We start from the raw sequence: 13,184 nt of genomic DNA, 5'->3' as shown, positions 1-13,184 counted from the left end.
ATGCCTGAAAACCTGCCTGAGGTTCACCTGATCGGTGGCACGCGCCCCGAAGCCGTCAAGCTCGCCCCCGTCGTCCTGGCCTTCCGCGAGGCCGGCCTGCTCACCCCGGTCATGGTCGCCAGCGGCCAGCACCCCGCGATGGTCACGCAGGCCCTCGCCGCCTTCGACCTCGAGCCCGACGTCACCCTGACCGTCGAGCGCGGCACCGGCACCCAGGCCGAGCTGCTGACCGAGATGATCCGGCAGCTCGACGAGCTCTGGGCCGAGCGCCTCCCCGCCGCCGTCATCGTGCAGGGCGACACCACGACGAGCCTGGCCGGCGCGCTCGCCGCGTTCTGGCGCCGGATCCCGGTGGTGCACCTCGAGGCGGGGCTGCGCTCCGGCGACCTCGACTCGCCGTTCCCCGAGGAGGCCAACCGCCGGCTGGTGGCCCAGGTCGCGAGCCTGCACCTGGCGCCGACCCCGCTGGCCGCCATGAACCTGCTGGACGAGAACGTCGCCACCGAGCAGGTGCTCGTCGCCGGCAACACCGTGGTCGACGCCGCGCTGGCCGTGGCCGCGGCCCGCCGCCCGTACGAGAACAAGCAGGTCGCGGCAGCGCGGGAAGCCGGCGCCGATCGTCGTCTCGTGGTCGTCACCGCGCACCGCCGCGAGTCCTGGGGCGCGCCGCTCGACCGCATCCTCGCCGCCGTCCGCGCGCTGGTCATGCGGTACGACGACATCGACGTGATCCTGCCGAGTCACCCCAACCCGGCCGTACGCGCCCAGGTCGAAGCCGGTCTCGCGGGCGTTGAGCGCGTGACGGTCACCGACCCGCTGCCCTACCCCGACCTGGCGCGGCTGCTCTCCGAGGCCTACCTGGTGCTCACCGACTCGGGCGGCATCCAGGAGGAGGCGCCGTCGTTCGGGGTGCCCGCCCTGGTGCTGCGGGACGTGACCGAGCGCGTCGAGTCGCTGCACGCCGGCTGCGCGAAGCTCGTCGGCTCCGACCCGGCGCGGATCGTCACCGAGGCCGCCGAGCTGCTCGACAGCCGGGTCCGCCGCGACGCGATGACCGCCGGCGGCAACCCCTACGGCGACGGCCTGGCCGCCGCCCGCACCGCCCAGGCGACCGCCGCGCTCCTCGGCCTCGCCGACCAGCCCGCTCCCATGCCCGCCCTGACCCCCGCCGCCCTCTCGTTCGGAGCGTCCCTCTGATGCGTATCTCCCGTCGCACCCTGCTGGGGGCCGGTGCCGCCCTCACCGCCGTCGCCGCCCTCGGGGTCGGAGTGGTCAACGCCGACGCCGCCACCGTCTCGGCCACCACGCCCGCCGTCACCAGCAAGAGCGGGAAAGCCGCGCCCGGCGGCGGCACCGCGAAGACCCTCGTCCTGTACGACACCACGGGCGACTACGGCTGGATGGGCGAGGTCTACGCCACCCAGACCGCGAACCTCGCCTCGCACTTCGGCTCGTGGACGGCCACGCCGGTCAAGGGCTACAAGGCCGGCGACCTCAACGCCTACACCGCGGTCGTCTACATCGGCTCGACCTACGACGAGCAGCTGCCCGCCGCGTTCCTCGCCGACGTCACCGCCACGTCGAAGCCGGTCACCTGGCTCTTCGACAACATCTGGCAGCTGACGGACGCCTCGTTCGCCGCGAAGCACGGCTTCACCAGCGGTTCCTTCGACTTCGCGGACGTGGCCGAGGTCGACTACAAGGGCAAGAAGCTGACCCGCGACACCACCGACAAGTCCGGCATCATGAACCTGTCGATGACCGACGAGTCGAAGGTCAAGACCCTGGCCACCGCCGTACGCCCGGACGGCACGACCTTCCCGTGGGCCGTCCAGTCGGGCAACTTCACCTATGTCGGCGAGATCCCGTTCGCTTACGTGACCCACGACGACCGCTACCTGGCCTTCGCCGACCTGCTTTTCGACTCCCTGGGTGACACCGGGGTCAGCCGCGACCGGCACCGCGCGCTGGTCCGCATCGAGGACGTCGGCCCCGACTCCGACCCGGCCGAGCTCAAGGCGATCGCCGACTACCTCTACTCCCAGAAGGTCCCGTTCAGCGTCGCCGTCTACCCGCGCTTCCGTGACCCCAAGGCCGGTCAGGACTACACGCTGCTCAACCGGCCGAAGGTCGTGTCGGCTCTGCGTTACATGCAGCAGCGCGGCGGCACGATGCTCATGCACGGTTACACGCACCAGTACGGCAACGTCGCGAACCCGTACGACGGCGTGAGCGCCAACGACTTCGAGTTCTACCTGGCCCACGTGGACGCGAACAACAGCGTCATCTACGACGGGCCGGTCAAGGAGGATTCGGCCGCCTACGTGACCAGCCGGGTCGCCGCGTCGAGCCTGATCTTCGCCCTCGCCGGCCTGGGCGTGCCGACGACCTTCGAGCCGCCGCACTACGCCGCGAGCGGCCTGGACTATCAGACGATCAACAGCCTCTTCGGCAAGCGCTACGACCGCGGGCTCTACTTCCCGGGCGTGCTCACCGGGGCGAAGTTCGACTACAGCCGGCAGTTCGGGCAGTTCTTCCCCTACGCCGTCCGCGACGTCTACGGCTCGGTCGTCATCCCCGAGAACATCGGCAACGTCGAGCCCGAGCCGTTCAACAACCACCCGGCCCGGCTGCCGAGCGACCTGCTCGCCTCGGCCGACCGCAACCTGGTGGTCCGGGACGGCGTGGCCAGCTTCTTCTACCACTCCTACCTGGGCACCGACTACCTGAAGACCCTGGTCACGGGCATCAAGGGGCAGGGCTACACCTTCGTCAGCGGAGACCCGATGGTCTCCTGAGCTCTCGACCGCGCGGCCGCCACTTGCTGAGCAGGTGGCGGCCGTTTCCCCACACCCAAGGAGCAATGCCGTGCCCGACGCCGCCACCGTCGCCTACCAGTACGCGACCTCGTGGATGCGCTGCGACCGCGCCGCCGCCCGCGAGGCCATCGCGCCCGACGCCGAGATCGAGTGGAACCTCGGCCTGCCCGTCGACGACGAGGAGCTGGTGCAGACCCAGCACCGCATCGCCGCCTTCGCGGACCGGATCACCCTCACCAGCAGCGTGTACGCCGGCGACCGCGCCGCCTTCGTCTACGACTGCCGGGCTCCCTTCGGCACCGTCCGGCTGGCCGAGTTCCTGACGGTGGACGACGAGGGCCTGATCACCGAGATCCGCCAGGCCTGGGACCTGACCGCGCTCAGGTGGTTCGTCCCCGGCATTCTCGATGACGTGACCTAGCCATCGGCGGGCTCTCGCCGTACCTGATCGCTTTTCAGAACTTTCTCGAGGAAAGGAATCAGGACTTCCCAGTGCCGCCGCTCGGCCGCCTCGTGGTAGGACGCCGTGTCGCTCATCGTCCAGCCGTGCGCCGCGCCCTCGTACAGCTCGGAGGTGTATCTGACGCCGGCGGCATCGAGCGTCTGCTCGAGCCGGGCGATCTGCTCGGGGGTCATCGAGCGGTCGTTGTCGGCGTGGCCGAAGTAGAGCTCGCCGGTGACCTTGTGCGCCGCCAGGTGCGGGCTGTCGGGCTGATCGGTGACCAGCCCGCCGCCGTGGAAGCTGGCCACGCCCTTGATCCGGTCGGGGAAGGCGCTGATCGCCCGGACCGCATTGCGGCCGCCCATGCAGTAGCCGACGATCGCCACCGGCGCCTTGACCACCCGGCTCTCCGACTCGAGGTAGTCCAGGTGGGCCAGGGTGTCCCGGAGCAGCAGCTCGGGGGTCAGCCCTTGGACCAGCGGCGTGACCGTGCCGATGGTCCGCTCCCGGCCCTCCGGCGTGCCGAGATGGCTCATGTCCACCAGCGGCGCGGGCCCGGCGCGATAGAAGAGGTTCGGCACCAGCACCGCGTAGCCCTCCGCCGCGATGCGATCGGCCATCTCGCGCAGCCGCGGCCGCAGGCCGAACGCGTCCATGTAGAGCAGCACGGTCCGGAACGGCCCGTCGCCCTCCGGCAGCACGAGGTACGCGTCCGCGAGCCCGCCCTCGGCCGGGATGTCCACAGAGATCTTCTCCATCCCGGCACGCTATACCGATCACTTCGAGTGATCACCAGCAATCGGTACGCGACTTAAAACGGACTTAAGACAACTGGCAGAACTCTTTAAGCCCGCCCGCCGCACGCTTTCTCCGTTCGTGAAGATGTCTCGATCGGAGTTCCCATGTCACGTCGACGTCTACGTCTCGCCATCTACGCGGGAGCCGCCGCGCTTGCCGTGGGTGGAGGTGCGGTCGCCGCAGTCGCCGCGACGGGACCGTCGACCACCGCCGCCGGTGGCACGCTCGCCGCGTCGTTCAGCAAGGACTCCGACTGGGGTACGGGCTACCAGGCCCGCTACACGATCAAGAACACCGGCAGAGCCGCGGTCACGGGCTGGGAGCTCGACTTCGGCCTGCCGACCGGCGCCAAGCTCGGCAGCTTCTGGGAGGCGGCGGTCACCACCTCCGGCACCCAGTCGGTGGCCAAGGACCGCGGCTACAACGCGACGATCCCGGCGGGCGGCTCGACCACCTTCGGCTTCATCGTGGCGGGCAAGGGCGACCCGACGAGCTGCACGATCAACGGGGTCTCCTGCCTGGGCGGTGGCGTCACCACGCCGACCACCGCGCCGACGACCAAGACGCCGACCACCGCGCCCACCACCAAGGCGCCGACGACCGCTCCGACGACCGCGGCGCCCACCACCAAGGCACCCACCAGCGCGCCGGCCACGACGACGCCCCCGCCGGCGTCCGGCGGTTCCGGGGGGAATGTGCTCGTGGCCCCGTACGTGGACATGGGTCTGCTCTCCAACGGCAGCACCACGCTCTCGCAGCTCGCGTCGAGCGGCAACGTCAAGTCCTTCTCGCTGGCGTTCGTCACCGGCGCCGGCTGCAAGGCCAGCTGGTTCGGCGCCTTCGACCCGCGCGCCAAGCAGTTCGGCGACCAGATCAACGCGCTGCGCGCCAACGGCGGCGACGTCAAGGTCTCCTTCGGCGGCGCGACCGGTGTCGAGCTGGCCCAGGGCTGCTCCGACGTCAAGGCGCTGCAGGCCGAGTACCAGGCGGTCGTCAGCGCGTACAACCTGAAGTACATCGACCTCGACATCGAGGGCGCCGCCTCCGCCGACGCCGCCTCGATCGCCCGCCGGTCGACCGCCCTCGCCGCCCTGCAGAAGGCCAACCCCGGCCTCAAGATCTCGCTGACCCTCCCGGTCCTCCCTGAGGGCCTGACCGGCGACGGTCTCAACGTGGTCAAGAGCGCCAAGGACGCCGGCGTCGACGTCGACCTGGTCAACATCATGGCCATGGACTACGGCCGCAGCGCCCAGGACTACGGCGACCTCGCGATCCAGGCCGTCAAGTCCACCAAGGACCAGCTCAAGTCCCTGTACGGCATCGGCGACGCGGCCGCGTTCAAGAAGGTCGGTGTGACCCCGATGCTCGGCAAGAACGACGACGGCGGCACCTTCGCCCAGAGCGACGCCCGTGACCTGATCGCCTTCGCGAACACCAACCACGTCGGCTTCGTCAGCTTCTGGGAGCTCAACCGCGACAAGAACGCCTGCTCCGGCGCCCTGTTCCAGTGCACCAACGTCAGCCAGTCGCCGTTCGAGTTCAGCAAGATCTTCGCCGGCTTCCAGGGCTGACCCACGCCTCGATCTTCCGTCCCCCAACGGAAATCCCCGGAAAATCCCCAAGAGACGCGGCGCCCTCCCCGGGGCGCCGCGTCTCGCTTTTCCCCGTTGCGCCACGTCGATACGGTGCCGTACCCTCCAAGCAATTCATGATCTTGGGTACGGGGAGCCACCGGTGCGCGTCGTTTCGTCCTGCCTCATCTCGGCGCTGCTGCTCGCGGGTCTCGCGGCCCCCGCCCAAGCCGCCCCCGCCGTCAACGTCACCCTCGACGTCGGCCTGACCGGCGCCGGTGATCCCGCCGCGGTCGCCGAGCACCTCGCGGCGTACATCGTGGACAGCCGCCCGGTCCACGGCCTCGACGCGATGAGCGTGGACGTCCCACCGGACCTGGTCGAGGCGGCCACGGCCCGGCTGAGGGACGAGCCGGCCGTCGCGTGGGTCGAACGCGCCGCGGTCGTCACGGCGGACAACGAGCACCGATCGACCACCTTCGACTCGGTGGAGCTTCCGGAGGCGTGGACCTGGACCACCGGCAGCCTGGATGTCACGGTCGCCGTCGTGGACAGCGGCGTCACAGCCAACGCCGACCTGAGTGGCTCGCGGCTGTTGCCGGGCTGGGACTTCGTCGACGGCGACGATCTGCCCGCCGACTCGGACGGGCACGGCACGGCCGTCGCGAACGTCATCGCGGCCGAGGCGGGGAACGATGTCGGCACCGTCGGCGTCTGCCGCACGTGCGCGGTCCTGCCCGTACGCGTCTTGAACGGCGGCAAGGGCACCTCCGGCGATGTCGCCTCGGGCATCACCTGGGCCGCCGACCACGGCGCCGACGTCATCAACCTGTCGCTCAGCACCCCGACCGACAGTCACGTGTTGCGGGAAGCCGTGACATACGCCAACGCCCGAGGTGCCGTGGTCGTCGCCTCGGCCGGCAACAACGCATCGGCCGACGTGGTGTACCCGGCGGCGATCGACCCGGTGGTGTCGGTGGCCCAGAACGCCTTCCGCAACAAGACCTGGGCCGACCTGGCCGCTCCCAGCGGCTATCTGGTCCTCGGCCGGGCCGGGCAGCTCACCGCCGTCACCGGGGCCTCCGGCGCGACCGCGACCGTCTCGGGCATCGCCGCGCTGGGGCTCTCCCTGCGACCGGGTGACATCGCACCGGACCTCGTGGCCGCCGCCGACCCGCAGGCGCTGCAGCCGCCACTGGTCAACGCGGCCCGGCTCGCCTACGGCCTGACCAAGGACGACGATGTGCCGCCCACGGTGCTGAAGACGGATCTGACCGACGGACAACCCTTCCCCGCCGACGGCAAGTGGATCGTGCCGACGGCGACCGACGACCACGGCGTGGACTACCTCGACGTGATCGTCGGCGACTCGGTCGTGGCGACCGCGAAGTGGTCCGGCCAGATGGTGCGGCTGCGCCCGCCGGCCGGCCTCAACGGTCCGATGCCGGTGACCGTGCGCGCCTACGACTACGCGGGTCACCACAGCGAGGTCACCACCGTGGTGCAGGTTGACACCACCCGGCCCGCCGCGACCCTGGTCTCCCCGGCTGCGAACGCCGTGGTGCACGGCTCGACGATCGACCTCACCGTGTCGAGCACGGCCACCGACGTGGCGCAGATCTACTCGCTCTACGACAACGGCTTCCTGACCCGAGTCGCCGGCACGAACACCTGGAAGGGGCGGGTGTCGCTCGACCCCTCGGGGCGGCTCACCGTCGCGGTGGACGACAAGGCCGGCAACCGTACGGAGCTCAGCCGCACCGTCCGGATCGACAACGCGGCCCCGGCGGGCGGCACGATCGCCCCGGCGCAGAACGTCAGGGTGCGCGGCACCTTCAGCAGCAAGCTGACCGGCGTCACCGACCTCGGCGGCGTCGCGAAGGCCGAGCTGTGGGTCAACAACAAGTACGTGGGCGCCGACAAGACCGCGCCGTACTCCTTGACCGTCAAGGGCAGCGGCAAGGTCGCCTTGAAGTGGAAGGTCACCGACCGCTTCGGCCAGTCGCGCACGCTGCCGATCCGTACCGTGACCGCCGACGCCGCCGGCCCGTCCGTGTCGATCACCAAGGCGCCGAAGAACAAGGCCAAGGTGAAGGGCACGGTCACCGTCACGGTCAAGGCGTCGGATCCGAGCGGCGTCGCGCGGGTCGAGCTCATCGTCAACGGCAAGGTGGTGGCCCGCGACTACACCTCCGGGTACGCCCTCAAGGTCAACACCAAGAACCGCGCGAAGACGCTCAAGGTGCAGGTCCGGGCGTACGACAAGCTCGGGAACGTCCGATACACGGCGAGCCGGACCTGGACGCGCGCCTGAGCGTCAGGTGTTGCCGAAGCCCCGGCCCGCCTCGGCCAGCGCGTCGGCGGTGATGTCCTGGATGTCGGTGGTGTCGGCGTTCTCGAGCCAGACGTGCAGCGCCACCCGCATGGCACCCAGGAAGGTCGCGATCATGAGCCGGGCCCGCAGCCCACGGTCGTCGGGGTCGTCGAGACGCTCGGCGACCGCGGCGGCGAGCTCGCGCTCGGCGGAGGCGTAGACCCGGGCCTGCTGGCTGAGCAGGGCGGGATGCTGGCGGAGGAGCCGGACCTGCTCGACCCACTGCGGGTCGAGGGTGCCCTGGCTGGCGTAACAGGCGAGGGCCGTGCGGCTCAGGGCCGTCCAAGCGTCCTCCGCCGCCGGGCGCTCGCGGATCATGCCGACCATCTCGGCCATGCGCACCCGGTCGCCGTGCAGCAGGGCCTCGTCCTTGTTGGCGAAGTAGTTGGAGAACGTGCGGCGGGAGACCCCGGCCTCGTCGGCCACCGCCTCGACCGTGACGTTGTCGGCGCCGTGCGCCACGGCGAGCCGGACGGCGGCCTCGTAAAGAGCCTGCCGGGTCGCGGCCTTCTTGCGCTCGCGCAGCCCCGGCTCGGCCGTCGTGGCAGTCATGCGTCAAACATACCGACGGTGTGACTCAGTTCCCACTGAGCAAAGTTGCACACGCGGCAACTTCGGCCGATAGTTGTATGTGACACCCAATCCTAGGAGGCAACCATGGCGGCTCATCGTGAGCTGATGGACCAGGCCAGGGAGCTGACCCGGGCGATGCGCCTGCTGAAGAGCCGGCTACCCCTGCAGCTCTCGGCCATACCTCCGGGCACGCTGCAAGTGTTGTGGATCATCGGCCCGGCCGCCGGTTGCCACCTGAAGGACCTCGCCGAGCGTTGCTCGCTGGACCCCTCGACCGTCAGCCGCTCGGTCGCGGCGCTGGTGAAAGCCGGCCTCGTGGCCCGCAGCGCCGACCCCGACGACGGCCGGGCCAGCGTGCTGACCCTGACTCCCGCCGGCGCCCAGGCCCTCGACGAGATCTCCGGCTGGTACGACCGGCAGCTCGCCGAGGCCCTGCAGGACTGGACCCCCGAGGACATGGCCGTCCTCACGACGCTCATGCGGCGCCTGTCCACCGATCTTCTTTCCCGTCATGACCAACCGCTGGAGGCCGCGCGATGAGCGCACCAACCACATCCCGCGCCGAAAGCGCACTGAAGCAGCACCAACCGGAGTCGATGACCCACCGGGAGATTCTCTCGGCGCTCAGCGGCCTGCTGCTCGCCCTCTTCGTCGCCATGTCGAGCGCGACCATCGTCTCGACCGCGCTGCCGAAGATCATCGGCGCGCTGAACGGCAGCCAGACCCAGTACACCTGGGTCGTCACCGCCACCCTGCTGACCAGCACGGCGACCACCCCGATCTGGGGCAAGCTCTCCGACCTCACCAGCAAGAAGCTGCTGGTCCAGATCGCCATCGTCGTCTACGTCCTCGGCTCGATCGTCGCCGGCTTCTCGCACACCGCGGGCCAGCTGATCGCCGCCCGCGCCTTCCAGGGCATCGGCCTCGGCGGCATCCAGGCGCTGGTCCAGGTCGCCATCGGCGCGATGATCCCGCCCCGCGAGCGCGGCCGCTACAACGGCTACCTCGGCGGCGTGCTCGCCCTCGCGACCGTCGGCGGCCCGCTGCTCGGCGGTGTGATCGTCGACACGAGCTGGCTGGGCTGGCGCTGGTGCTTCTTCGCCGGTGCGCCCTTCGCGGTGATCGCCCTGATCACGCTCCAGCGCACCCTGCACCTGCCCGTCTTCAAGCGGGAGAACGTCAAGATCGACTATGCCGGCGCCTCGCTCATCGCGGTCGGCGTCAGCATCCTGCTGATCTGGGTCTCGTTCGTCGACAGCTCGTTCGCCTGGGTCTCCTGGCAGACCTTCGCCATGGTCGGCGCCGGCCTGGTGCTGCTCGCCGTCGCCGTCTGGGTCGAGAGCCGCGCCGCCGAGCCGGTCGTCCCGCTGAACATCGTCAAGCAGCGCACCACGGCCTTGGCCATCATCGCGAGCCTCGCGGTCGGCATGGCCATGTTCGGCGGCTCGGTCTTCCTCGGCCAGTACTTCCAGATCGGCCGCGGCTACAGCCCGACCGAGGCCGGCCTGATGACCATCCCGCTGATGGCGGGCGTGCTGATCTCGTCGACCATCTCCGGCCGCATGATCACCAAGACCGGGCAGATCAAGCCGTACATCCTGGCCGGCACGATCGTGCTGGTGGTGGGCTTCGGCATCCTGTCGCTGACCGACCACCAGACGCCGCTGTGGCAGCTCTGGCTGGGCATGCTGCTCGTCGGCACCGGCGTCGGTCTCTCGATGCAGAACCTGGTTCTCGCCGTGCAGAACTCCGTCGCCCTCAAGGACATCGGCGCGGCCAGCTCGACGATCGCCTTCTTCCGGTCGCTCGGCGGCACGGTCGGCGTCTCGGTGCTCGGCGCCGTGCTCGCCCACCGGGTGGCCGACGACATCACGAAGAACCTGACCGCGGCGGGTGCCCCGGCCGGGGCGGCGAGCGGCGGCACGAGCAGCCTGAACCTCGCCGAGCTGCCGGACTCCGTTCAGCACATCGTGCGGGCCGCGTACGGCGACGCGACCGGGCACATCTTCCTGCTCTCGGCCTTCATCGGCGTCGTGGGTGTGCTCGCCGCGGTCTTCTTCCGCCGCATCACCCTGCGCAGCACGATGGACCTGGGCGCTGCCTCCGACGGGGCTTCCGGCGCGGCTTCGGACGGGGCTTCCGGCCCGGCTTCTGATGGGGCTTCCGGCCCGGCTTCCGATGGGGCTTTCGCAACGGCTTCAGGCGCGGCGAAGCACGCGGCTTCCGACGAGCCGAAGCACGCCGCGGACACCGAGCTGCCCGCCGCCGACCACGGCCTGCCCGCGAAGCACGCGGCCGAGGTCACGCGCGGCTGACACCCTCTCGAGCAAGCGGCGCCGGGCGACTCGTCCGGCGCCGCTTGGCGTTCAGGCCGCGACCGCAGCTTCCGACACCTGCTCCGCGGACGGACGCAGCCGCGGCGCACCGATCGCGGTCAGGATGTTCGCCGCCGCGAAGGCGGCCGCCAGCAGCAGCCCCCGCTCGAACCCGCCGGCCAGCGCGTCCTGCGGCGCCGAGCCCCCGGCGATCAGCCCCTCCACGTGCGAGGTCGACAGCGTCGTGATGATCGCCAGCCCGAGCGCGCCCCCGACCTGGTAACCCGCGTTGACCACGCCCGACGCCGCGCCCGCCTGGTCGTGCCGGACGTCGGCGACGGCGGCGATCGAGGCCGGCGTGCCGGTGGCGATGATGCCCATGCCGAAGATCACCAGCCCCGGCAGCACCGTCGTCACGTAGGACGAGGTCGCGTCGGCCGTCGAGAGCAGCAGCAAGCCGGCGATGCTGAACACGGCGCCGCCGATGTGCACCGGCCGGGTGCCGAACCGCGTGACCAGCTGCGACGCGATCACCGCGCTCGCGATAGCCGCGAAGCCCATCGGCAGGAACTGCAGGCCGGTCTCGAGTGCGGTGAGCCCGCGAACCTGCTGCAGGAAGATCGCGGTGAGGAAGAACATAGCCAGGAACGCGGCGCCGTTGAGGGCCAGCGCCAGCATCGCGGTGGTCAGGCTCCGGGACCGGAAGAGCCCCAGGGGTACGAGCGGAGCAGCCGACCGGGCCTCGACGCGCACAAAGGCGACGAGCAGCGCCACGCCGCCCACGAGCAGCGCGATGACCTCGAACGACGACCAGCCGAGGGGCTCGGCCCGGATCACGCTGAGCACGATGGCCAGCAGTCCCGCCGTGCTCAGCAGCGCACCGGCGATGTCGAACGTACGGCGGCCGTCGGTCCGGCTCTTGCTCTCGACGACGATCATCGGGGCGAGCACGGCGATGACCACCGCGAACGGCACGTTGACCAGGAAGATCCAGCGCCAGGAGAGCGAGTCGACGAGCAGGCCGCCCGCGATGACGCCGAGGGTGCCGCCGAGGCCGGCGAGCCCGCCCCAGACGCCCATCGCGATGTTGCGCTCGCGGCCGTGGGCGAAGGTGACCGTGAGGATCGCGAACGCCGCCGGGGAGAGCAGCGCGCCACCCAGTCCCTGCACCGCGCGCAGCACGACCAGTTGCTCGGGGTTCTGGGCGAGACCCGCCAGCAGCGAGGTCACGCCGAAGACGAGCAGGCCCACGACGAACATCCGGCGCCGCCCGACCAGGTCGGCGACCCGGCCGCCGAGGAGCAGGAAACCGCCGAAGAGCAGGGTGTACGCGCTGACGACCCACTGCAGCCCGGCGGCGCTGAAGCCGAGATCGGCCTGGATGCCGGGCAGCGCGACGTTCACGATCGTCACGTCGAGCACGACCATGAACTGCGCGACCGCCAGCACCGCCAGCGTCGGCCATGGATTTCGGGGCACGGTCTCTCCTCCGCTCATATACGTTGTACATGTACACCGTAGATGTACGACGTAAAGGAGTGTCAAGAGACGTGACGTGATCGTCAGCGGGAAGCGCGTACCCCGTGAACCAGCAGGTCGAGGTTGTGCGTGAAGAAGCCCTCGCCGCTGCGGCACTCCACGAGGTCGGGGGCGGCGGCGATGACGTGCGGGTATCGGGCCGGCGACAGCGCCTGCATGTCGGCCTGCTTGCGGCGCAACTTCTCCTCGGACGGCTCGGCGACGCCCTCCGGATCGGAGGCGACGAGCGTGATCACCGAGCACAACAGGAAGGTGGCGACCTCGGCCGCCCGGCGCGGCTCGAGACCCGCCTCCGCCAGCAGGCCCAGCGTCCGCTCGGCCAGCAGCAGACCACTCTCCGCGGCGAGGACGCGCCGCATGGCCAGCCCCGCGAATGCGGGATGGGGACGCAACGCGGCGAGGATGGCCGCCAGGATCGCGCGCAGCTGCACGTCCCACGGCTCGTCGGTCGGCTCCGGCAGCACGACATTGTCGAGCAGGTGCTCGGCGAGCGCGTCGAGCAGGCTCTCCTTGTCGTTGAAGTGCCAGTACATGGCCATCGGCGTGACGCCGTTCTCCTGCGCCAGCCGCCGGATCGTCACGGCGTCGAGCCCCTCGGCGTCGGCCAGCGTCACGGCACAGCCCACGATCGTGTCCCGGCTGAGTCGCTGCCTCTGCTTCGCCACCCGGCAACTGTACGCCGTACATCGGAATTCACCCGTCGCCATCGCGACGGGGATCACGTTCATGACGATGGGACCAACTGGTAACGCA

At 70.4% G+C, this 13,184-nt stretch carries 11 protein-coding genes; 7 read left to right on the top strand and 4 right to left on the bottom strand.

Features of this window, described 5'->3' with window-relative positions; genetic code table 11:
* The 3 genes from wecB (at position 1) to RAN62_RS25975 (ending at position 3,240) form a co-directional block, all read left to right on the top strand.
* On the top strand, positions 1-1,197 hold the full coding sequence (gene wecB / locus RAN62_RS25985) for a non-hydrolyzing UDP-N-acetylglucosamine 2-epimerase (protein ID WP_305787385.1): 1,197 nt from the start codon (positions 1-3) through the stop codon (positions 1,195-1,197).
* Complete coding sequence (locus tag RAN62_RS25980; RefSeq protein ID WP_305787384.1) at positions 1,197-2,798, top strand: DUF2334 domain-containing protein; 1,602 nt, start codon at positions 1,197-1,199, stop codon at positions 2,796-2,798. Before wecB ends, RAN62_RS25980 begins: the two co-directional genes overlap by 1 nt.
* A gap of 70 nt (positions 2,799-2,868) precedes the next feature.
* Positions 2,869-3,240 carry a hypothetical protein gene (locus RAN62_RS25975; RefSeq protein ID WP_305787383.1) on the top strand — a complete coding sequence of 124 codons (372 nt, stop codon included), beginning with the start codon at positions 2,869-2,871 and terminating at the stop codon, positions 3,238-3,240.
* On the opposite strand, the gene RAN62_RS25970 is transcribed toward RAN62_RS25975, so the two are convergent.
* Positions 3,237-4,019 carry a dienelactone hydrolase family protein gene (locus RAN62_RS25970; protein ID WP_305787382.1) on the bottom strand — a complete coding sequence of 261 codons (783 nt, stop codon included), beginning with the start codon at positions 4,017-4,019 and terminating at the stop codon, positions 3,237-3,239. The two genes, RAN62_RS25975 and RAN62_RS25970, sit on opposite strands and share 4 nt — an antisense overlap.
* 144 nt (positions 4,020-4,163) lie before the next feature.
* On the opposite strand from RAN62_RS25970, the gene RAN62_RS25965 reads away from it, so the two are divergent.
* Together RAN62_RS25965 and RAN62_RS25960 are read left to right on the top strand one after the other, a co-directional pair.
* Entirely contained in the window at positions 4,164-5,630 is a 1,467-nt protein-coding gene (locus RAN62_RS25965) for a cellulose binding domain-containing protein (protein WP_305787381.1), read from the top strand.
* A gap of 163 nt (positions 5,631-5,793) precedes the next feature.
* Positions 5,794-7,944 (top strand): S8 family serine peptidase, encoded by a 2,151-nt coding sequence (locus RAN62_RS25960; RefSeq protein ID WP_305787380.1) that lies wholly within the window; start codon positions 5,794-5,796, stop codon positions 7,942-7,944.
* Positions 7,945-7,947: 3 nt separating this feature from the next.
* On the opposite strand, the gene RAN62_RS25955 is transcribed toward RAN62_RS25960, so the two are convergent.
* Positions 7,948-8,556, bottom strand: coding sequence for a TetR/AcrR family transcriptional regulator (locus RAN62_RS25955; RefSeq protein WP_305787379.1), 609 nt, complete (start codon positions 8,554-8,556; stop codon positions 7,948-7,950).
* Between the two features lie 105 nt (positions 8,557-8,661).
* On the opposite strand from RAN62_RS25955, the gene RAN62_RS25950 reads away from it, so the two are divergent.
* Both RAN62_RS25950 and RAN62_RS25945 read left to right on the top strand, forming a co-directional pair.
* On the top strand, positions 8,662-9,117 hold the full coding sequence (locus RAN62_RS25950) for a MarR family winged helix-turn-helix transcriptional regulator (RefSeq protein ID WP_305787378.1): 456 nt from the start codon (positions 8,662-8,664) through the stop codon (positions 9,115-9,117).
* Complete coding sequence (locus tag RAN62_RS25945) at positions 9,114-10,892, top strand: MDR family MFS transporter (protein ID WP_305787377.1); 1,779 nt, start codon at positions 9,114-9,116, stop codon at positions 10,890-10,892. The genes RAN62_RS25950 and RAN62_RS25945 overlap by 4 nt, the downstream gene beginning before the upstream one ends.
* Positions 10,893-10,943: 51 nt before the next feature.
* Here RAN62_RS25945 and RAN62_RS25940 read toward each other — a convergent pair whose 3' ends face one another.
* Positions 10,944-12,371: a DHA2 family efflux MFS transporter permease subunit gene (locus tag RAN62_RS25940; protein ID WP_305787376.1), complete on the bottom strand. Its 1,428-nt coding sequence runs from the start codon at positions 12,369-12,371 to the stop codon at positions 10,944-10,946.
* A gap of 83 nt (positions 12,372-12,454) precedes the next feature.
* On the bottom strand, positions 12,455-13,096 hold the full coding sequence (locus tag RAN62_RS25935) for a TetR/AcrR family transcriptional regulator C-terminal domain-containing protein (protein ID WP_305787375.1): 642 nt from the start codon (positions 13,094-13,096) through the stop codon (positions 12,455-12,457).
* Positions 13,097-13,184 lie beyond the last annotated feature (88 nt).

Origin of the sequence: Symbioplanes lichenis, from assembly GCF_030709675.1 — a bacterium.
Taxonomy (GTDB): domain Bacteria; phylum Actinomycetota; class Actinomycetes; order Mycobacteriales; family Micromonosporaceae; genus Actinoplanes; species Actinoplanes lichenis.
The sequence above is the reverse complement of the archived record's forward strand: the minus strand, read 5'-3'. Positions and strand labels throughout refer to the sequence as shown.